The sequence below is a fragment of the Actinacidiphila sp. bgisy144 genome (genome assembly GCF_057708105.1).
Map to the genome: position 1 here is coordinate 42,943 of NZ_JBYIRM010000028.1, position 18,465 is coordinate 61,407.

Here is an 18,465-nt window from a genome sequence, read left to right on the forward strand (position 1 = left end):
CGCACCTCCTCGCACCTCGCCCCCACCGGAACACCCGTCAGGAGCGTGAGTTGAAGAGATTCCTGCCCGCGATCGCCCTTCCCGTCGCCGCGTTGGCCGCCGTGCTGGCGCCACCGGCCGCCGCCGCCGGACCGGCCATCGCCGGACCGCCGCCCGCCTCCGCACCGCAGTACCCGGACCTCGCCGCCGCGTACGACAACGCCGGCATCAGCTCGGCCGCCGATCCCACCGCCGCGGACCTCGACGGCCTCGGCAACAGCTTCGTCGCCGAGGACCTGGCGGCCGCGGGCTGGGGCCCGGGCGCCGCGGTCACGGTCGACGGCACCGAGCTGGCCATGCCGCGGCGCGCACCGGGCCGGCCGGACAACGTCGTCGCCGACGGCCAGCGCATCGCGCTGCACGGTGCCGGGTCGGCGCTGACGTTCCTGGTCACCGGCACGGCCGCCGACGCCACCGGGTCCGGCACGGTCCGCTACGCCGACGGCGGCAGCCAGAGCTACCGGCTGACCGCGCCCGACTGGTACAGCGGGCCGAGCGACCTGCTGACCGTGCGCACCGCGCGCCGTGACACGCCCGCCGGCCCGACCGCGCTGGACGTCAAGCTGTACGCGGTGTCCGTGCCGCTCGACGCCCGCAGGCGGCCGGTGTCGGTGACGCTGCCGACCGTGGCCGCCGCGGACGGCGCCGCGGCGCCCGCGCTCCATGTGTTCGCCCTGGGCCTGCGGAAGGTGCCGGCCGGTTGGAGCGCGACCTGGTCCACCGCGGTCGACGACAGCCTGGCGCCGTACGTGTGGACCGACCGCACCCTGCGGATGGTGGAGCACACCAGCGTCGGCGGCGACCGGGTGCGGATCAGGCTGGACAACTCCTTCGGACCGGCCCCGCTGACGGTCGGCCACGCCACCATCGCGGTGCGCGCGTCCGGCGCGGCGCCGGCCGCCACGCCCGCCACCCTCACCTTCGGCGGCAGGCAGCAGGTCACGATGCCGGCCGGCGGGCAGGCGTACAGCGACCCGCTGCCCTTCGCCGTGCCCGCCGACAGCGACCTGCTGGTCAGCGTCTTCCTGCCGGGCACCGTGCAGTTCGCGCCGATGCACAGCCTGGGCCTGCAGGACATGTACTCCACCGCCGACAACGGCACCGACCACGCCGCCGACGGCGCCGGCTTCCCGGTGAACAACCTCTTCCGGTTCTGGACGGTGCTGTCGGGCATCGAGGTCACCGGCCCCGCGCACGGCACCGTCGTCGCGCTGGGCGACTCGATCACCGACGGCTACGCCTCCACCGTGGGCGGCAACCAGCGCTGGCCGAACTACCTCGCGCAGCGCCTGCTCGCCCAGGACGGCCCGAAGGCGCCGGCCGTCGCCGACGAGGGGATCAGCGGCAACAAGGTGCTCACCGACGCGTTCACGGGCCTGCCGGACACCGGCACCGCGGGCGTCAAGGCGACCGCCCGGCTCGACCGCGACGTCTTCGCGCAGGCCGGGGTGCGCACCGTCGTCGTTCTGGAGGGCATCAACGACGTGGACGCGAACGCCACCGCCGCCGACGTGATCGCGGGGCTGAAGCAGATCGCCGCGGCGGCCCACGCCCACGGTCTGCGGGTCGTCGCCGGCACCCTCACCCCGACCGGCGGGTGCAGCTGCACCAACCCCGCGCGGGCCGCGGCGCGCGACGCGATCAACGCCTTCGTCCGCGACAACGGCGGCGTCTTCGACGCGTGGGTGGACTTCGACGCCGCCGTGCGCGACCCGGCCGACCCGCAGACGATGCTGCCGCGCTACGACTCCGGCGACCACCTGCACCCCAACGGCGCCGGCTACCGCGCCATGGCCGACGCGATCGACCTGGCCGCCCTCCGATAAAGTTCTTGACCTGTACATGGCCATTTTTTGCCCCTACGATGACCTCGCACCTCCGCGAGAGAGCGCTCTCTCCCGCACTTCGGTCTCACTCCCCCCGGACGGAAGAAGAAGTGTCATGAGACGCAGAATCGGCATGATCGCGTGTCTGTCCGCCGCCCTCGTGGCGACCGCCCTCACCGGCGCGGGCGCCATGTCGGCGGACGCCGCCCCGGCCTCCGCCGCCCGCGCGGACGCCTCCGACGCCGTGGTGTCGGCGATGGTCCACGACCTCGGCCTCACCCCGGCCCAGGCCCACCAGCGGCTGCGGCAGCAGGCCGCGGCCACCGCACTGACCCCCAAGGCCCGCAAGGCGGCGGGCGGTTCCTACGGCGGATCGTGGTTCGACCAGAGCGACGGCTCGCTGGTGGTCGCCGTCACCGACGCGCACGCGGCGGCGGCGGTGGCGAGGACCGGCGCGACCGCGAAGGTCGTCTCCCGCACCGCCGAGCAGCTCAACACCGCGAAGTCGGCGATCGACACGCTGGCCAGGGCGCACAAGGCCCCGGCCGGGGTGAGCAGTTGGGGCGTGGACCTCCAGTCCAACCAGGTGGTCGTCGACGTCCAGGCCGCCCACGCGAAGGACGCGGCGGTGCGGGCGTTCGTCGCCGGGGCCGAGCGGGGCGACAGCGCCCACGCGGTCACGGTCCGCACGACGGCCGCGGCAGCTCCGACAACGCTGTCAGCCGGCACCGTCGGCGGCGACCCGTACACCAGCCACGGCATCCGCTGCTCCATCGGCTTCTCGGTGATCGGCGGGTTCGTCACCGCGGGCCACTGCGCCCAGCAGGGCGCGGCGGTCTACGGGTGGGACGGCTCCTACGTCGGCAACTTCCAGGCAGGCACCTTCCCGGGCAACGACTACTCCTGGGTGAACGTCGGCAGCGGCTGGTGGACGGTGAACGTGGTGCTCGGCTGGGGCACCGTCTCCGACGTGCTGGTGCACGGCTCCAACGTGGCGCCGGTGGGCTCCTCGATCTGCCGCTCGGGGTCGACCTCGCACTGGCACTGCGGCACCGTGCTGGGCATGAACGAGACGGTCAACTACAGCGAGGGCAGCGTCTACGGGCTCACCGAGACCAACGTGTGCGCCGAACCCGGCGACTCCGGCGGCTCGTTCATCAGCGGCGACCAGGCCCAGGGCGTCACGTCCGGCGGCTACGGCGACTGCACCTCGGGCGGCGAGACCTGGTTCCAGCCGGTCAACCCGATCCTGTCCGCCTATGGTCTGACGCTCCAGACCAGCTGACCGCCGGCACCTGAAAGGCACAGCGCGGCCCGTCCCGGAACTCCCTCCGGGGCGGGCCGTCGCCGTGGGCGGGCGCGCTTGACGCGATTAGTTATAGGTCGCACAATTGTTGCTATGACTACAACCAATCACCCCGACAGCACTCGGCCCGACCCGACGGCCCGGCTAAGCGAGCGGGTGCTGCTGATCGGCGCCTCCCGCGGGCTGGGGCTCGCGCTCGCCCAGGAGTGGGCGAAGGACGGCCGGCAGGTCGTGGCGACCGTGCGCGGCACCGCCCGCACCGCGCTGCACGACCTCGCCGACGGCGCCGCGGGCCGCGTGCAGATCGAGACCGTGGACATCACCGAGCCGGAGCAGATCGCGGCGCTGCGCGAACGGCTGGCCGGCCGGCGCTTCGACCTGCTCTTCGTGAACGCGGGCGTGACCAACCAGCCGGAAGGGACCGTGGCCGAGACCTCGACCGAGGAGTTCACCCGGGTCATGGTGACCAACGCGCTCGGCCCGCTGCGGGCGGTCGAGGCGCTCCAGGACCTGGTCGAACCCGCGGGCACCATCGGCGTGATGTCCTCCGGGCAGGGCAGCGTCGCCAACAACGAACGCGGCGGCCACGAGGTGTACCGGGGCAGCAAGGCCGCGCTCAACACCTTCATGCGCAGTTACGCGGCCCGGCACGAGGGCGAGCCGCGGAGCCTGGTGCTCATGGCGCCGGGCTGGGTGCGCGTCGGCGTCGGCGGCCCCGACGGCCGGCTCAGCGTGGAGGAGAGCATCCCGAACGTGGTCCGGACACTGGACTCGCTGCGCGGCACGCCCGGCCTGCACTACGTCGACTACCTCGGCCGTACGGTGGCATGGTGAGTCCGGCGCCGGCCCCCGGCGACGCGGACGCCGACCCCGTACGGCAGGTCTGGACGCTGATGCGGCGCTTCGTCGAGGCCCACAGCCGGCACGGCGAACTCGCCGACGCGCTCGGCTTCCGCCTCGGCGGGGGCCGCGGCAAGGTGCTGCTCCAGCTGCGGCAGGGGCCGCGCACGCTGCGCGAGATCGCCGAGGCCAACGGGGTGGACGCGCCCTACGCGACGATCGTCGTGGACAAGTTGGAGGCGCACGGCCTGGTCGAGCGCCGCCCGCACCCCGACGACCGGCGGCGCAAGCTCGTCACGCTCACCGCGGCCGGGCAGCGGGCGCTGGAGACCGCCGACGCCATCCTGCTGCGCCCGCCCGCGGCCGTCGGCACGCTGCCGCCGGGTGACCTCGAACGCCTGGCGGAGTTGCTCGCCCGGCTGCTGGCGGCGGACGCGGCGGGCGGCTGAGCGCGCGGGGCGCGGCCGCGGCCCGGCCCGCCCGGGAAGCAGGCGCCGCGTCCGGCATCATGCTGGTCATGACCGTCTCCGAACCAGGCAGCACCCCGGGCACCGGCCGGGTGGCGCACGCGCGGGTGCCGATGACCGGCCGCGACCCCGGCGAACACGGCCGGGTCTCCACGCCGTTGGAGCTGCTGCTCGACCTGACCTTCGTCGTCGCCGTCGGCACCGCGGCCGACCAGTTCGCCGAGATGCTCGCCGGCGGGCGCACCGGTGCCGCGGTGGCCTCGTTCCTGATGGCGATGACCGCGATCCTCATCGCGTGGATCAGCTTCAGCTGGTTCGCCTCGGCCTTCGGCACGGACGACTGGCTGTACCGGGTGCTGACCATGGTGCAGATGATCGGTGTGGTGGTGTTCGCGCTGGGCCTGCCGGCGATGTTCCACTCCGTGCGGGAGGGCGGGCACCTGGAGCTGCGGGCGATCGTCGCGGGCTATGTCGTGATGCGGGTCGCGATGGTGCTCCAGTGGTGGCGGGCGGCCCGGGACTCGCCGCCCTTCCACGACGTCGGCATGGCGATGATCCGCTGGACGGTGATCGCGCAGGCGGCGTGGACGGTGGTCGGCTTCGCGCCGCTGCCGCGCACGGCGGTCTTCGCGGCGTTCGTGGTGCTCGCGGTGCTGGAACTGCTGCTGCCGGTGCTCGGGCAGGGCGGCGCCGGGGGTACGCCCTGGCATCCGCACCATGTGGCCGAGCGGTACAGCCTGTTCGCGATCATCACCCTCGGCGAGGGCGTGGTGGGCACCGTGGCGTCGTCGGGCGGTCTGCTCGGGGGCGCGGACGGCACGCACTGGACCGGCACCGCGGTGGCGGTCGTGGTGGCGGGGATCGGCCTGACCTTCGGGATGTGGTGGGTGTACTTCACCACGCCGTTCGGCGACATCCTGGTCCGCCGCCGCGCGTTCGGCTACCTCTTCGGCTACGGGCACATCCCGGTCTTCGTGGGGATCGCCGGCGCTGGCGCGGGGCTGCATGTCGCGGGGCTGTACCTGGAGCACGACGCGGAGCTCGGCGGGACCGCGGTGGTGCTGGCGCTGGCCCTGCCGGTCGGCCTGTACGTGCTGATGATCTACCTGCTGCACACGCTGCTGCTGTCCGCGCGGGACAGCTTCCACCTGCTGCTGATCGCCATCAGCATGGTGGTGCTGCTGGCGGCGGTGCTGCTGGCGGCGGCGGGCGCCGCGCTGTCGCTGTGCCTGCTGGTGGTGATGCTCGCGCCGTTCGTCACCGTCGTCGGGTACGAGACGGTCGGGCACCGGCGGCAGCGGCGGATGCTGGACGGGCTGCCCCCGGCCGGGGACGCGCCCTGAGCAGGCCCGGGCCGGGGCGGAGGGCGGTTCACCCCTGACCGGGGCGCCGCGCGGTCACGCGGTCAGGCGCGGTCGGTGCGCGGGAAGACGTACTCGTCGAGCACGATGCCCAGCGCCACCGCCGCCGGGATCGCCACCAGACCGCCGACGATGCCGAGCAGGCTCCCGCCGACCAGGACCGCGACGACGGTGACGACCGGGTGGACGTCGACGGCGTACTTCATCGCCCGCGGCATGATCAGGTAGTCCTCGGCGACGCGGAAGGCGACGGAGAAGGCGGCGGTGGCCAGCGCCACCGGCAGTGACACCGACAGGGCGATCAGGCTGACCGCGATCCCGCCGACCGTGGAGCCGATCACCGGCACCATGTCCACCAGGGCGACGAAGAAGCCGAGGGCGGCCGGGTAGGGCACGCCGGTGGCCTCGCACCAGGCGAAGGCGGCGGCCCCGGCGATCGCGGAGGTGACGACGTTGCCGAGCATGAAGCGGCCGACCCGGCTGAGGATCTCCTCGCTCACCGCCTCCGCCCTGGCCCGGCGGGTGCCGGGCACGAAGCGGTAGCCGAAGCACTTGATCGCGGGCAGGGCGGCCATGACGTAGAGGGTCACCGTGACCACGATCGCGGTGGAGGCGACCGCGCTCACCACGAGCTGGCCGGCGCCCAGCACGCCGCCGGCGATGTCCGCCGCTCCCCCGCCGGAGCCGAGCTGCTGCCGGACCTTCTCGATGACGTGGTAGTGCTCCTCCAGCCGTCCCAGGGTGGTGCGGTGGTCGTGCAGCTGGCTGCGCCAGCGCGGCACGTCGTCGGTGAGCGCGGCGATGGCGGCGCTGACCGGCGGGATGACCAGCGCCACGAACGCGGCGAGCACCCCGGCGAACCCGGCCGCCACCGCGGCCACCGCCAGGCCCCGGCGCAGCCCGCGCCGGCACAGCCACGCCACGACCGGCTCCAGGCTGACCGCGATGAACACCGCGAGCAGCAGCAGCGTCAGCAGCTCGCTCATCCGCAGCACGGTGCGCACCAGCATCCAGGCGAGCACCGCGCCGAGCCCGGCGCCGAAGCCGACGCCGAACCAGGAGCGGCGGACCGCCGGGAGGGCCGCGGCGAGCCGGGGCCGCGGCCGGGCGGTGCCGGGCGCGGCGGGCGCGGCAGTGGCAGCCGGGGCGGGGGCGGAAGCGGCGGCGGGGGCCACGGGGAGCGCGGTGCCGGCGGGCAGGTCGGTCATGGCTGGGCTCCCTCGCGACGGTGGATCGCACTCGACGGCCGCGCGGGCGGGGGCGGCCGCCGCCCGCGGGTCCACCTCTACCAACGGCGCGGAGCGCGGCGCGTCACCCGTTGCCGCCTGGTCGGCGGAATCCGGGGGGCGCCCGAACCCCCGCGAACCGCCCATGTGCACCCCGCGCGCACCTCCCGATCCCCTCCTTCCGCGCCTTTCGGGCACCCGCGTGCGCGAAACACCGAGGTAACGTGCGCATTTTTGACTCAATCATGGGTCTACTGAGCAGAAACGCGCGGTTGACACAGGGGAATCTGCGCGATTTACTCCCGGGCAAGCGCCGGAAACGAGGACCGGCGCGAGAGGTACGCCTAGCCGGTGATCCGGCCCCCACCCGGGCCGTAAGTCCGGACAAAGTCGCCAGGACCGCCGTGCGCGTCCGAGGCGGGGACGTACCCCCCATCATCAGGAGCTCGATGATGCGCATCGACCGCGGTTCCGTTCTCCGACTGACCGCGCTTCCGGCGCTCTTGGCCACCGCGCTCGTCCCGTCGCTCGCGATGCAGCAGGCCGGCGCCGCGACCGACTCGGTGGCCCTTCCCCCCACCCACGCCGACTTCGACTACCAGCTCGGCGGCGCGTACACCCCGCCCGCGGGTGTGACCGTGGTCAGCCGCGACCACACCGACGCGCCCGCCGACGGGGTCTACAACATCTGCTACGTCAACGCCTTCCAGGCCCAGCCCGACGCCGAGGACGACTGGGGCTCCGACCTGCTGCTCCACAACGCGGACGGGGACGTCGTCTACGACGAGGACTGGGGCGAGGCCCTGCTCGACACCAGCACGGCGGACAAGCGGCAGCGCATCGCCGCGAAGGTCGACGGCTGGATCGACGACTGCGCCGCCAAGGGGTACCAGGCCGTCGAACCCGACAACTACGACAGCTACAGTCGGTCGGGCAAGCTGCTCACCTCGGCCGAGGCGGAGGCGATGATCACGCTGCTGTCGGCGCACGCGCACGCCGACGGGCTGGCCATCGCGCAGAAGAACACCCCGCAACTGGCCGACGACCGGGCCAAGACCGGGCTGGACTTCGCGGTCGCCGAGGAGTGCGGCTACTACGACGAGTGCGGCGACTACACCGCCGCGTTCGGCGACAACGTGATCGTCATCGAGTACACCGCGAAGGGACTGAAGAAGGCGTGCGCGGGGTGGGGGGACGAGCTGAGCATCGTCCAGCGTGACCTCGACGTCGTGCCGGCCGGCAGCAAGGGCTACGTCCGCAAGACCTGCTGACGGCGCGGTGGGCGGCGCGGGCACCCCGACCCCGACCCCGCGCCCGCGCCGCCCGCCTCCTCCCGCCGCCACCGCTACCGCCGCACCCGCACCCGCACCGACACCCCGCGACCGCCACCCCCGGACCGGCACCGCGGCACCACCCGCCGCCGCGCCGCGGCCACCCCGCGAAGCGCCCCGGCCCCCGCGCCCCTCCCCACCGGCGCCCCGCTCACCGGCTCCTGAAACGTTTCCTCGCCCCCGGCTCCCGCCGCCTCGCGGCAGGCCCTTCCCCCGTCACACCCGCACGCTCCCCCATATACGCCCTTTGTTCCGTCTGTCCGTCCAGCGATCCGGTGGTGTCCCATGCTCCTGCCCTGTCCGACCCTCAGGAGGTCCCGATGACCGGGCCACAGTCGCCGACCCCGCACGAGCGGCCCTCGCGCCGCGCCCTGCTGCGCGGCGGCGCCGCGGTGGCCGCCGCGGCCGGCGCCGCGCCCCTGCTGGCCGCCTGCGGCGACGGCGCGAACGACGGGGTCGGCAAGGACGGCAAGGTGACCGTGGAGCTGTGGCACGGCCAGACCGACGTCGGCAAGGCCGCGATGGAGACGCTGGTGAAGCAGTTCAACAGCGAGCACCCCAAGATCCGGGTGGACCCCGGCGGGGGCGTGCTGGCGGACTCGATGCTCCAGAAGATCACCGCGGCGCTGGCGTCCGGCTCGTACCCGGATATGGCGTACATCTTCGGTTCCGACCTCGCCAGCGTGGCGCGCAGCCCGCAGGTGGTGGACCTGACCGAGACCGTGAAGCACGCCCCGACGCCGTGGAGCCGCTTCTGGGCGCCTTCGCGGGCCGCCGTCACCGTCAACGGCAAGGTGCGGGCCGCCCCGGCGGTGCTCGACGCGCTCGCCGTGGTGTGCAACCGGAAGATCTTCGCCGCCGCGGGGGTGCCGATCCCCAAGGCCGGCTGGACCTGGCAGGAGTTCGTGGAGACCGCGAAGGCGCTCACCGACAAGGGCGCGGGCGTCTTCGGCACCGGCTGGCCCGGCGTCGGCGACGAGGACACCGTCTGGCGGCTGTGGCCGATGGTGTGGGACCTGGGCGGCGAGGTCGTCAACAAGAGCGGCAACGGCATCGGCTTCGCCGACAGCGGCGTCAAGGCGCTGGAGACGGTCGCCGCGCTGGCGAAGGACAAGAGCGTCTACATCGACCCCAAGCCGGGCAGCGAGCAGATGTACCAGGTGTTCCTCTCCGGCCGGATGGCGATGTCCATCACCGGGCCCTGGCAGCTGCCGGACGTCATCCAGGCGAAGGTGGACTACGAAGTGGTGCCGCTGCCCAGCTACAGCGGGCGGCCGATGACCATCTCCGGCCCGGACACCTGGACGCTGTTCGACAACGGCTCGGCCCGGGTGGCCGCCGCCCGCACCTTCGTCACCTGGCTCAACCAGCCCGCGCAGGACGTGCGGTGGGACATCAAGACCGGCTCCCTGCCGCTCAGCCGCGCCACGCAGGCCCTGCCGCAGTGGACCGCGCAGACGAAGAAGACCAAGGGCCTGACCGTCTTCACCACGGCCCTGGACACCGCCCGGGTCCGCCCCAACCACGCCGCCTACCCGCAGATCTCCGCAGCGCTCGGCCAGGCGATCGTCAGCGTGCTGCTCGGCCGCTCCACCCCGGCCAAGGCCATGCACGACTGCGCCCGCCAGTCCAACGCCGCTCTGCTCATCCCGCGCTGAGGAGGACCCATGCCTCGCCTTCCCACCCCGCTCACCCTGCCGGCCGACACACCGACCGACGCCGAGGTGCGGCGCGCCCGACGCCGCCGGCGCCGCGCGGAGACGGGCACCGCGTGGGCGTTCATCATGCCCTCGGTGCTGGTCATCATCGGGCTGAGCGTGCTGCCGGTGATCTGGTCGCTGCTGCTGTCGTTCCAGGCCGACGACCTGGTCACGCCCAGCCGCTGGGTCGGTCTGCAGAACTACCACGCGCTCACCCAGGACCCGAACTTCCGCCAGGCGGTCCGCAACACGCTGATCTACACGGCGCTGTACGTGCCGCTCAGCATGGTGCTCGGCCTGCTGCTGGCGATCGCGCTGAACCGGAGGATCAGGCTGGTCGGCCTGTACCGGACGCTGTTCTTCGTGCCGTTCGTGATCTCGGCGGCCGCGCAGGGCGTGCTGTTCTCCTTCATCCTCGACCCGGAGTTCGGCGCGGCCAACTCGGTGCTGCACAAGCTGCACATCCCCGCGCAGGGCTTCCTGACCGACCCCGGCCAGGCGCTGTACGTCCTGGTGGCGATCTCGCTGTGGAGCGGCACCGGCTTCTGCCTGGTGGTCTACCTGGCCGCGCTCCAGGACGTGTCGCCGTCGCTGATCGAGGCGGCGAAGCTGGACGGCGCGGGACGGCTGCACCTGCTGCGGCACGTGGTGCTGCCGGCGCTGACCCCGGTGAACGTCTTCCTGCTGGTGTGGCAGGTGATCCAGTCGCTCCAGGTCTTCGACCTGGTCTACGTCACCACCAAGGGCGGCCCGCTGGGCTCCACCACGGTGATCGTCTACTTCATCTGGGAGATGGCCTTCCAGAACTTCACCGCCGGATACGGGGCCGCGGCCGCGTACGTCCTGGCGGTGGCCCTGCTCGTGATCGGGGCCGGGACCCGGCTGCTGCGCCGCCGGAGCCCGGACCAGCTGGAAGGAGCCACCCGATGACCGCGACCTCGGCGCCCGCCCGCGCCGTACCCGAGTCGGACTCGCCCGCCGCCGCCCCGCCCGGCAGGCGCCGCCGGGTGCTGCCGTTCAGCCCCTGGCACCTCGCGCTCGCCCCGCTGGCGCTGCTGTTCGCGATCCCGCTGGTGTGGCTGCTGCTCAGCTCGGTGATGAGCGACGCGCAGATCAACCGCTTCCCGCCGGCGCTGTGGCCCTCGCACATCGACCTGAGCGGCTACCGGTACGTGCTGGGCAACGCGATGTTCCCGCGCTGGTTCGCCAACTCGCTGATCGTGTCGGTCGCGTCGGTCGCCTCGAACCTGGTCTTCGGGGCGCTGGGCGGCTACGCCTTCGCGCGGATGCGCTTCGCCGGGTCGCGGGTGCTGCTGGCCACGATGCTCGCCACGATGGCGATCCCCTTCCAGCTGACGATGATCCCGACGTTCCTGGTGATGAAGAAGCTCGGCCTGATCGACTCGCTCGGCGCGCTGATCGTGCCGTCGCTGGTGACGCCGTTCGCGGTGTTCCTGCTGCGGCAGTTCTTCCTGTCGCTGCCCCGGGAGCTGGAGGAGGCCGCGTGGATCGACGGCTGCAACCGGCTGCGGGTGCTGTGGTCGGTGGTGCTGCCGCTGTCCCGGCCGGCGCTGAGCACGGTCGCGGTGCTGACCTTCCTCAGCACCTGGAACGACCTGACCTGGCCGCTGATCGCCATCAACCACGACGCGCACTACACGCTCCAGCTGGGGCTGACCACCTTCCAGGGCCAGCACCACACCAAGTGGTCGGCGGTGATGGCCGGGAACGTCATCACGGTGCTGCCGGTGCTGCTGGCGTTCCTCGGCGCGCAGAAGTCGTTCATCCAGTCCATCACCTCCAGCGGCCTGAAGGGTTGACCCGATGCCCCCCTCCTTCGACCTCCTCGTGATCGGGGACGTCAACCCCGACGTCGTCGTCGGCCCGCTGCCCGGGCCGCTCGCCTTCGGGCAGCGCGAGCAGCTGGTGCCCACCGGGCTGCTCACGCTGGGCGGCTCGGCGGCGATCATGGCCTGCGGGGCGGCCCGGCTCGGCCTGAAGGTCGCCTTCGCCGGGCGGATCGGCGACGACGACACCGGCGCGTACGTCCGGGCGGCGCTGGCCGCGCGCGGTGTGCACACCGACGCGCTGCGGGTCGATGGCGACCTGCCGTCGCCGCTGACCGCGGTCCTCAACCGGGCCGCGGACGACGGCGGCGAGAACGGCGACCGGGCCATCCTCACCGCGCCCGGCACGCTGGCGGCGACCAGCGGCGACGACGTGCCGGCCGAACTGCTCGCCGACTGCCGGCACGTGCACGCCGCGTCGTACTTCCTCATGCCGGGGCTCGCCGCGGCGCTGCCGGAGCTGTTCCGCACCGCCCGCGCGCACGGCGCGACCACCTCGCTGGACACCAACGACGACCCGGACGGCCGCTGGGACCCGGCGGGTCTGGCGGCGGTGCTGCCGGTCACCGACTTCCTGCTGCCCAACGCCCAGGAGGCGCGGGCCCTGTCGGGCCACGGCGACCTGGCGGGCGCCGCGGCGGCGCTGGCGGCGTACGGCCCGACCGTCGTCGTCAAGGACGGCGCCGACGGGGCGCTCGCCCACGACGGCTCGGCCGTGCTGCGCACCCCCGCCGTGCCGGTGCGGCCGCTGGACACCGTCGGCGCCGGCGACACCTTCGACGCCGGACTGATCGCCGGGGTGCTGGCCGGGCTGCCGCTGCCGGAGGCGCTCGCGCTCGCCGCGGCCTGCGGCGCGCTGTCCACCCGCGCCTACGGCGGCACCGGCGCGCAGCCCACCTGGGACGAGGCACTGGCCGCGTCCCGCACCACCGCCCCGGGCTCGGGGCAGAACCACGGAGAGAGCACGTGACCACCACCACGACCAAGATCGCGTTCATCGGCGCCGGGAGCGTCGTGTTCACGCAGGGGCTGCTGGCCGACCTGTTCGCGTTCGAGGAGCTGAAGGGCGTGCACATCGCGCTGCACGACATCGACGCGGAGCGGCTGGCGACCGCGGAGGGCGCCGCCCGGCACATCGCCGGGCACCTGGCCGCCTCGCCGACGATCACCGCGCACGCCGACCGGCGCGAGGCGCTCGAAGGCGCCGCCTTCGTGGTGAACATCGTGCAGGTCGGCATGGGCGAGTCGACCCGGACGGACTTCGAGGTGCCGGCCCGCTACGGGGTGCGGCAGACCATCGGCGACACCCTCGGCGTCGGCGGCATCTTCCGCGCGCTGCGCACCTTCCCGCTGCTCAAGGCGCTCGGGCAGGACATCGCCGAGGTGTGCCCGGACGCCTGGCTGCTGAACTACACCAACCCGATGGCGATGAACGTGCAGTACCTCGCCGAGGCGACCGGGCTGACCCGGGTGGTCGGCTTGTGCCACTCGGTGTACTGGACGATGCACGACCTGTGCGAGCTGCTCCAGGTGCCACTGGAGGAGGTCAGCTACCAGGCGGCGGGCGTCAACCACCAGGCGTGGGTGCTGCGCTTCGAGCACCAGGGCGAGAGCGTGTACCCGAAGCTGGACGCGCTGATCGCGAGCGACCCGCAGCTGCGCCGCCGGGTGCGGGTGGACATGTACCGGCGGCTGGGCTACTACCCGACCGAGACCAGCGAGCACTCCTCGGAGTACGTGCCGTGGTACCTGGGCCACGAGAGCGAGGTCGAGCGGCTGCGGCTGCCGATCGGCACCTACCTGGACATCGTGGCCGACAACGTCAGGCAGTACGAGCAGACGCGCGACGCGCTGAAGGCCGGCACCCCGCTGACGGTGGCCGGCACGATGGAGTACGCCCCGCAGATCGTGCACAGCATCGTGACGGGCACGCCCCGCACGGTCTACGGCAACGTGACCAACCGCGGCCTGATCGACAACCTGCCCGCGCACGGCACCGTCGAGGTGCCGTGCCTGGTCGACGGGCTGGGGGTGCAGCCGACCCGGATGGGTTCGCTGCCGCCGCAGTGCGCCGCGCTGAACCGCTCGTACCTGAGCATGAACGACCTGGTGGTCAAGGCCGCCGTGGAGGACGACCCGCGGCACGTCCGGCAGGCGGCGATGGCCGACCCGGCGACGGCCGCGGCGCTGACGGTGGAGCAGATCTGGGAGCTGTGCGACGACATGGTGCGCGCGCACGGTGAGCTGCTCCAGCCGGGGCTGCGGGCGGTGCTCGGCAGCTGACCCCTCCGGGGGCGCGGTGACGCGGGGGACGCGGAAAAGGCGAAGGGCCGCCCGGTCGGGCGGCCCTTCGTCGTCGGTGTCTGCCGGTGTGTGCCGGTGTCTACCGGAAGGGGGTCAGGAGTTGCCTGCGGTGTCGCTGAGCTCCTGGGACCAGTAGCTGCCGGTGGGCAGGGTGTCCCAGGGGTTGGGCAGGTCGTCGGGGGTGGCGTAGAGGTAGCCGGCGTTGCGCTGCTTGCTCAGGGTGACGGTGTTGTCGAGGGCGGCCTGGGTGGGCGTGTCGTACACCAGGTGCCAGAACTTGCCGGGGTCGGTGGAGTTCTGCTCCCAGGCGGGCGGGGTCCAGCCGGTGTAGTCGGCGTAGGTGCCCTCGTACATCACGAGGATGTCGGCGGCCGAGGAGTAGCACTGGTCGGCGGGGGCGCCGGGGTTGTCGACGGTCAGGGCGCCGGGGTGGGCCTGCTTGGTGGTGGTGTTGATGCCGGAGTACAGGTCGACGTGGGCGTTGTTGGTGCCGCAGTCGTTGAGGGCGTCGTCGAAGAAGATCCCGGCCAGGCCCGAGGAGCCGTACCAGGAGTACCAGTTGGCGACGTCGGCGTTGATCTGCGCGGTCCAGGCGGCGACGGAGGTCTGTCCGTCGCGGGTGGTGCGGCCGGTGGTGCCGAAGTAGCCGGTGTCCACGTAGCCGATGACCTTGGTGCCGTCCGCGGTGGCGGACTTCACCGCCTCGGCGTAGGCGCTGTTCGCCGCGGTGCCGGGGCCGTTGGAGGGGTTGGCGATGGCGATGCCGACGCCGGGGCCGGACTGCTCCAGCTGGTTCCAGTAGGTGGCGCCGGCGCTGTCGGAGGGGTCGAAGTAGGCGGGTACGGCGACGTGTTGGACGCCGGCCGCGGCGCCGGCCGGGGTGCCGGCGGCGCCCAGGGCGGTGAGGGTGAGGGCGGTGGCCGCGGCGGCGAGCACCGCGGCGCGCGCCCGCCCGGCGGACCGGCCGGAGCCGGTCGCCGGGCGGGCGGGTGCCGCGGTGTGGGGGGAGTTCGCCGGTTCGTCGGACGTCGAGCGGCGGGAGGTGAACACAGGTGCCCCTTTCACGGTGGGGGTGGGGGGGTGGAGCGGGCCGGTCAGCCCTTGACTCCGGTGTGTGCGATTCCCTGCACGAACTGCCGTTGCAGGAAGGCGAAGACGACGATGACCGGCAGCGAGGCGAGCAGCGAGCCCGCCATCAGCACGGGGTAGTCGGTCTGGAACTGCCCCTGGAGGGAGGCGAGTCCGGCCGACAGGGTCATCTTGTCGGGGTCGGTGTTGACCACCAGCGGCCAGAACAGGTCGTTCCAGCTCCACAGCAGCGCGAGCACGCCGAGCGCGACCAGGCCCGGCCGGACCAGCGGCAGCATCACCGACCAGTAGATGCGTAGCGGTCCGGCGCCGTCGATCCGCGCGGCCTCCTCCAGCTCCTTCGGCAGCGACAGGAACGACTGCCGCAGCAGGAAGACGCCGAACGCGCTGAACATGCCCGGCAGGATCAGCGCCTGGAGGCTGTTGAGCCAGCCCAGGTCGGACATGATCTGGTACTGCGGGATGATGAACAGCTGCGGCGGCACCATCAGTACCGAGAGGAACAGCCCGAAGAGCACCCCGCGGCCGGGGAAGCGCAGCCGCGCGAAGGCGTAGGCGGCCATCGGGCAGAGCACGACCTGGCCCGCGGTGCGGCCCAGCGCCATCAGCAGCGTGTTGAGGAACTGGTGGCCGAACGGCAGCAGTTGGAAGACCTTGCGGTAGTTCGACCACTGGCCGCCCGGCAGCGGGGACGGCGGTACATGGGTGGCGTCGGTGAGCGATTTCAGCGAGGTGATCGCCTCCCACACGAACGGCGCCACCATCACCAGCGAGGCGGCGATCAGCACCGTGTGGACGCCGAAGTGCGATCCCTTGCGCGGGGAGCGGGCCTCAGCCATAGTGCACCCACCTTTTCTGCATGCGGAACTGGAAGGCCGTCAGGGCGATGATCACCAGCAGCAGCACCATGACGATCGCGGCCGCGTAGCCGCGGTCGTTGGTGACGAACGCCCGGTCGTAGAAGAGCTGCACGACGGTCTCCAGGCGCGGGAACGCCGGGTTGGCGCGGGCCGCGCTGCCGGAGCCGGCCATCACGTAGACCAGGTCGAACAGTTGCAGCGACCCGATCACGGAGATCACCGACACGAAGAACGCGGTGGGCGACAGCAGCGGGATCGTCACGGAGAAGAACTGCCGTACCGGGCCCGCGCCGTCGAGCTGCGCGGCCTCGTAGTACTCCTTCGGGATGGCCTGCATGCCGGCGAGGAAGATCACCAGGTTGTAGCCGATGCTGCTCCACACGCCGACCGCGACCAGCGCGTACAGCGCCACGTGCGGGTCGGCGATCCAGTTGGGGCCGTCGATGCCGACCAGCGACAGCAGGTAGTTGATCAGGCCGTAGTCGCCGTTGTAGAGCCACCGCCAGACCATGGCGATCGCCACCGGCATGGTGACCACCGGCAGGAAGAACAGCGTGCGGTACACGCCGGTGCCGCGCAGCCCGGGCCGGTTGAGCAGGGCGGCGAAGACGATCGCCAGCGGGATGGAGACCAGCCCGAGCGCGGTGTACGCCAGCGTGTTGACCATGGCCTGGCCGAACTCGCTGTCGTGCAGCAGCCGGTGGTAGTTGTCCAGGCCGGACCAGGTGTGGCCGCCGAACGCGCCCCACGCGGTGAACGAGAAGTACGCGGTCTGGACGACCGGCCACAGGTAGAACACCGCCAGGCCCAGGCCGATCGGGGCGATGAAGGCGTAGCCCCACAGCGCCTCGGTGACGCGGTCGCGGCGCTTGCTGCGGCCGGCCCGGGCCGGGCGGCCGCCCTTGGCGGGCGGCTGCTCGGTCCGGGTACCGCCGGGAGTGGACGTGATCGTCATGTCACTCCTTGGCGAGGCTGGCGTTCATCGCGGCGGCGAGGTCCTTGGCCGCCTTGTCGATGGACTCCTGGCCGTTCCACGCCTTGGTGAGGTAGGTCAGCTCCTCCTCGTTCCAGGCCGCGGTGTTCTTGGAGACGGGGAAGGGCACGGCGTAGGACAGCTCGTCGACGAAGGTGCCGAGCTTGAACTGCGGGTGGGCGGCGATCCAGGCGGCCTGGGTGCCGTTGTAGGCGGGCATGGTGCCCTTGGCGCCGAAGATGTCCGCGGCCTGCTTGGAGCCGAGGAACTTCACGAACTGCCAGGCCTGGTCGGAGTGCTTGGTCTTGGCGGAGACCACGTTGGCGACGCCGTGGATGATGGTGGCCTGCTTCTCGCCCTTGGGCAGCGGCGCGACGTCGACGTTCGCCTTGGTGTAGCTGTTGCCGCCGAACTCCGTCGCGTCCCAGGAGCCGCCCCAGTACATGGCGATCTTGCCGGCCTCGAAGAGCTGGAGCGGCGCGGTGTCCGTCATGGTCTTCAGGTCCGGCGACTCCTTCTTCTTGATCAGGTCGGTCCAGAAGCGCAGGCCCTCGATGGTCTTGGGGTTGTCGTATCCGGACTTCTTGCCGTCGGCGGAGATGACCTCGCCGCCGGCCTGGGCGATGGTGTCGTACTGGTACTCCTGGAAGCTGGTCAGCTCCGCGTCGGTGCCGTACTGGCCCTTGCTGGCGTCGGTGAGCTTCGCGGCGGCGTCCTGGAAGTCCGCCCAGGTCCAGCCGGCCTTCGGGTAGGGGACCTTGGCGGCGTCGAAGAGCGCCTTGTTGTACCAGACGCCGACGGTGTCCATGTCCTTCGGCAGGCCGTAGTGCTTGCCCTGGTAGGTGTAGAGGTCGACCAGCTGCTTGGGGTAGTTCGACAGCGAGACCTTGTCCTTGGCGATCTCGTCGTCCAGCGGGCTGATCACGCCGTTGGAGGCGTAGAGCTGGAAGTTGGGGCCGTTCATCCAGAACACGTCGGGCGCCGAGCCGCCGGTCGCGGCGGCCTTCAGCTTGGTCCAGTAGTCGGCCCAGGGCGTGACCTCGACCTTGACCTTGATGTTCGGATGGGTCTTGGTGAACGCCGCGCTGAGCTCCTCCATCGCGGACTTCTGGGTCGCGTCCCACACCCCGTAGGACAAGGTGACCTTGCCGTCGGAGGCCGCCGAGTCACTGCCACCGGACGAGCAGGCGGACGCGGCCAGCACCACCCCCAAGGCCACCGCGGCCCACCGCACCGAGTTACGCATCCCATGTCCTCCCACGGTCGAGAAGCCCTGCTCGCCGACCGGTCGGCTAG

General features: G+C 72.4%; 16 protein-coding genes. 11 read left to right on the plus strand and 5 right to left on the minus strand.

The annotated features are described in order from the left end of the window. Positions 1-50 precede the first annotated feature (50 nt). The 5 genes from AC3EVP_RS27450 (at position 51) to AC3EVP_RS27470 (ending at position 5,821) form a co-directional block, all read left to right on the plus strand. Entirely contained in the window at positions 51-1,865 is a 1,815-nt protein-coding gene (locus AC3EVP_RS27450) for an SGNH/GDSL hydrolase family protein (protein WP_435134274.1), read from the plus strand. 115 nt (positions 1,866-1,980) lie between these two features. Next, on the plus strand, positions 1,981-3,150 hold the full coding sequence (locus AC3EVP_RS27455) for a S1 family peptidase (RefSeq protein WP_435134277.1): 1,170 nt from the start codon (positions 1,981-1,983) through the stop codon (positions 3,148-3,150). 114 nt (positions 3,151-3,264) lie between these two features. Continuing rightward, positions 3,265-4,005 (plus strand): SDR family NAD(P)-dependent oxidoreductase, encoded by a 741-nt coding sequence (locus AC3EVP_RS27460; RefSeq protein WP_435134279.1) that lies wholly within the window; start codon positions 3,265-3,267, stop codon positions 4,003-4,005. Further along, positions 4,002-4,460 carry a MarR family winged helix-turn-helix transcriptional regulator gene (locus AC3EVP_RS27465; RefSeq protein WP_435134282.1) on the plus strand — a complete coding sequence of 153 codons (459 nt, stop codon included), beginning with the start codon at positions 4,002-4,004 and terminating at the stop codon, positions 4,458-4,460. Before AC3EVP_RS27460 ends, AC3EVP_RS27465 begins: the two co-directional genes overlap by 4 nt. Positions 4,461-4,528: 68 nt before the next feature. Next, positions 4,529-5,821, plus strand: a complete 1,293-nt coding sequence (locus tag AC3EVP_RS27470; RefSeq protein WP_435134285.1) for a low temperature requirement protein A — start codon at positions 4,529-4,531, stop codon at positions 5,819-5,821. A gap of 62 nt (positions 5,822-5,883) precedes the next feature. Here AC3EVP_RS27470 and AC3EVP_RS27475 read toward each other — a convergent pair whose 3' ends face one another. Then, on the minus strand, positions 5,884-7,047 hold the full coding sequence (locus AC3EVP_RS27475) for an AI-2E family transporter (RefSeq protein ID WP_435134288.1): 1,164 nt from the start codon (positions 7,045-7,047) through the stop codon (positions 5,884-5,886). Positions 7,048-7,517: 470 nt separating this feature from the next. On the opposite strand from AC3EVP_RS27475, the gene AC3EVP_RS27480 reads away from it, so the two are divergent. The 6 genes from AC3EVP_RS27480 to melA all read left to right on the plus strand — a co-directional run bounded on the left by AC3EVP_RS27480 (position 7,518) and on the right by melA (position 14,226). Next, entirely contained in the window at positions 7,518-8,336 is an 819-nt protein-coding gene (locus tag AC3EVP_RS27480; protein WP_435134443.1) for an endo alpha-1,4 polygalactosaminidase, read from the plus strand. Between the two features lie 380 nt (positions 8,337-8,716). Then, positions 8,717-10,054, plus strand: coding sequence for an ABC transporter substrate-binding protein (locus AC3EVP_RS27485; RefSeq protein ID WP_335980399.1), 1,338 nt, complete (start codon positions 8,717-8,719; stop codon positions 10,052-10,054). Between the two features lie 9 nt (positions 10,055-10,063). Next, entirely contained in the window at positions 10,064-11,026 is a 963-nt protein-coding gene (locus tag AC3EVP_RS27490) for a carbohydrate ABC transporter permease (protein WP_335980397.1), read from the plus strand. Then, the gene (locus AC3EVP_RS27495) at positions 11,023-11,916 is read left to right on the plus strand and encodes a carbohydrate ABC transporter permease (protein ID WP_335980395.1); all 894 of its coding nucleotides are present in this window, start codon (positions 11,023-11,025) and stop codon (positions 11,914-11,916) included. Before AC3EVP_RS27490 ends, AC3EVP_RS27495 begins: the two co-directional genes overlap by 4 nt. Before the next feature lie 4 nt (positions 11,917-11,920). Continuing rightward, positions 11,921-12,913, plus strand: a complete 993-nt coding sequence (locus tag AC3EVP_RS27500) for a carbohydrate kinase family protein (protein WP_435134293.1) — start codon at positions 11,921-11,923, stop codon at positions 12,911-12,913. Beyond that, complete coding sequence (gene melA / locus AC3EVP_RS27505) at positions 12,910-14,226, plus strand: alpha-glucosidase/alpha-galactosidase (protein ID WP_435134296.1); 1,317 nt, start codon at positions 12,910-12,912, stop codon at positions 14,224-14,226. The genes AC3EVP_RS27500 and melA overlap by 4 nt, the downstream gene beginning before the upstream one ends. 114 nt (positions 14,227-14,340) lie before the next feature. Here the strand turns inward: melA and AC3EVP_RS27510 are convergent, their stop codons facing one another. Genes AC3EVP_RS27510 through AC3EVP_RS27525 form a run of 4 tightly spaced genes read right to left on the minus strand, consistent with a single transcriptional unit; the run spans position 14,341 to position 18,415 of the window. After that, entirely contained in the window at positions 14,341-15,297 is a 957-nt protein-coding gene (locus AC3EVP_RS27510) for a spherulation-specific family 4 protein (protein WP_435134299.1), read from the minus strand. Between the two features lie 44 nt (positions 15,298-15,341). Continuing rightward, the gene (locus AC3EVP_RS27515) at positions 15,342-16,175 is read right to left on the minus strand and encodes a carbohydrate ABC transporter permease (protein WP_335980387.1); all 834 of its coding nucleotides are present in this window, start codon (positions 16,173-16,175) and stop codon (positions 15,342-15,344) included. After that, positions 16,168-17,151, minus strand: coding sequence for a carbohydrate ABC transporter permease (locus AC3EVP_RS27520; RefSeq protein WP_435134302.1), 984 nt, complete (start codon positions 17,149-17,151; stop codon positions 16,168-16,170). Before AC3EVP_RS27520 ends, AC3EVP_RS27515 begins: the two co-directional genes overlap by 8 nt. Position 17,152: 1 nt before the next feature. Continuing rightward, positions 17,153-18,415 carry an ABC transporter substrate-binding protein gene (locus AC3EVP_RS27525; protein ID WP_435134304.1) on the minus strand — a complete coding sequence of 421 codons (1,263 nt, stop codon included), beginning with the start codon at positions 18,413-18,415 and terminating at the stop codon, positions 17,153-17,155. Between the last annotated feature and the right edge of the window lie 50 nt (positions 18,416-18,465).

Bases quoted from the DNA above. Each gene is read 5' to 3' on its own strand.
- AC3EVP_RS27455 (WP_435134277.1), top strand. From the start codon at position 1,981: ATGAGACGCAGAATCGGCATGATCGCGTGTCTGTCCGCCGCCCTCGTG.
- AC3EVP_RS27460 (WP_435134279.1), top strand. From the start codon at position 3,265: ATGACTACAACCAATCACCCCGACAGCACTCGGCCCGACCCGACGGCC.
- AC3EVP_RS27470 (WP_435134285.1), top strand. From the start codon at position 4,529: ATGACCGTCTCCGAACCAGGCAGCACCCCGGGCACCGGCCGGGTGGCG.
- AC3EVP_RS27475 (WP_435134288.1), bottom strand. From the start codon at position 7,047: ATGACCGACCTGCCCGCCGGCACCGCGCTCCCCGTGGCCCCCGCCGCC.
- AC3EVP_RS27480 (WP_435134443.1), top strand. From the start codon at position 7,518: ATGCGCATCGACCGCGGTTCCGTTCTCCGACTGACCGCGCTTCCGGCG.
- AC3EVP_RS27485 (WP_335980399.1), top strand. From the start codon at position 8,717: ATGACCGGGCCACAGTCGCCGACCCCGCACGAGCGGCCCTCGCGCCGC.
- AC3EVP_RS27490 (WP_335980397.1), top strand. From the start codon at position 10,064: ATGCCTCGCCTTCCCACCCCGCTCACCCTGCCGGCCGACACACCGACC.
- AC3EVP_RS27495 (WP_335980395.1), top strand. From the start codon at position 11,023: ATGACCGCGACCTCGGCGCCCGCCCGCGCCGTACCCGAGTCGGACTCG.
- AC3EVP_RS27500 (WP_435134293.1), top strand. From the start codon at position 11,921: ATGCCCCCCTCCTTCGACCTCCTCGTGATCGGGGACGTCAACCCCGAC.
- AC3EVP_RS27515 (WP_335980387.1), bottom strand. From the start codon at position 16,175: ATGGCTGAGGCCCGCTCCCCGCGCAAGGGATCGCACTTCGGCGTCCAC.
- AC3EVP_RS27520 (WP_435134302.1), bottom strand. From the start codon at position 17,151: ATGACGATCACGTCCACTCCCGGCGGTACCCGGACCGAGCAGCCGCCC.
- AC3EVP_RS27525 (WP_435134304.1), bottom strand. From the start codon at position 18,415: ATGCGTAACTCGGTGCGGTGGGCCGCGGTGGCCTTGGGGGTGGTGCTG.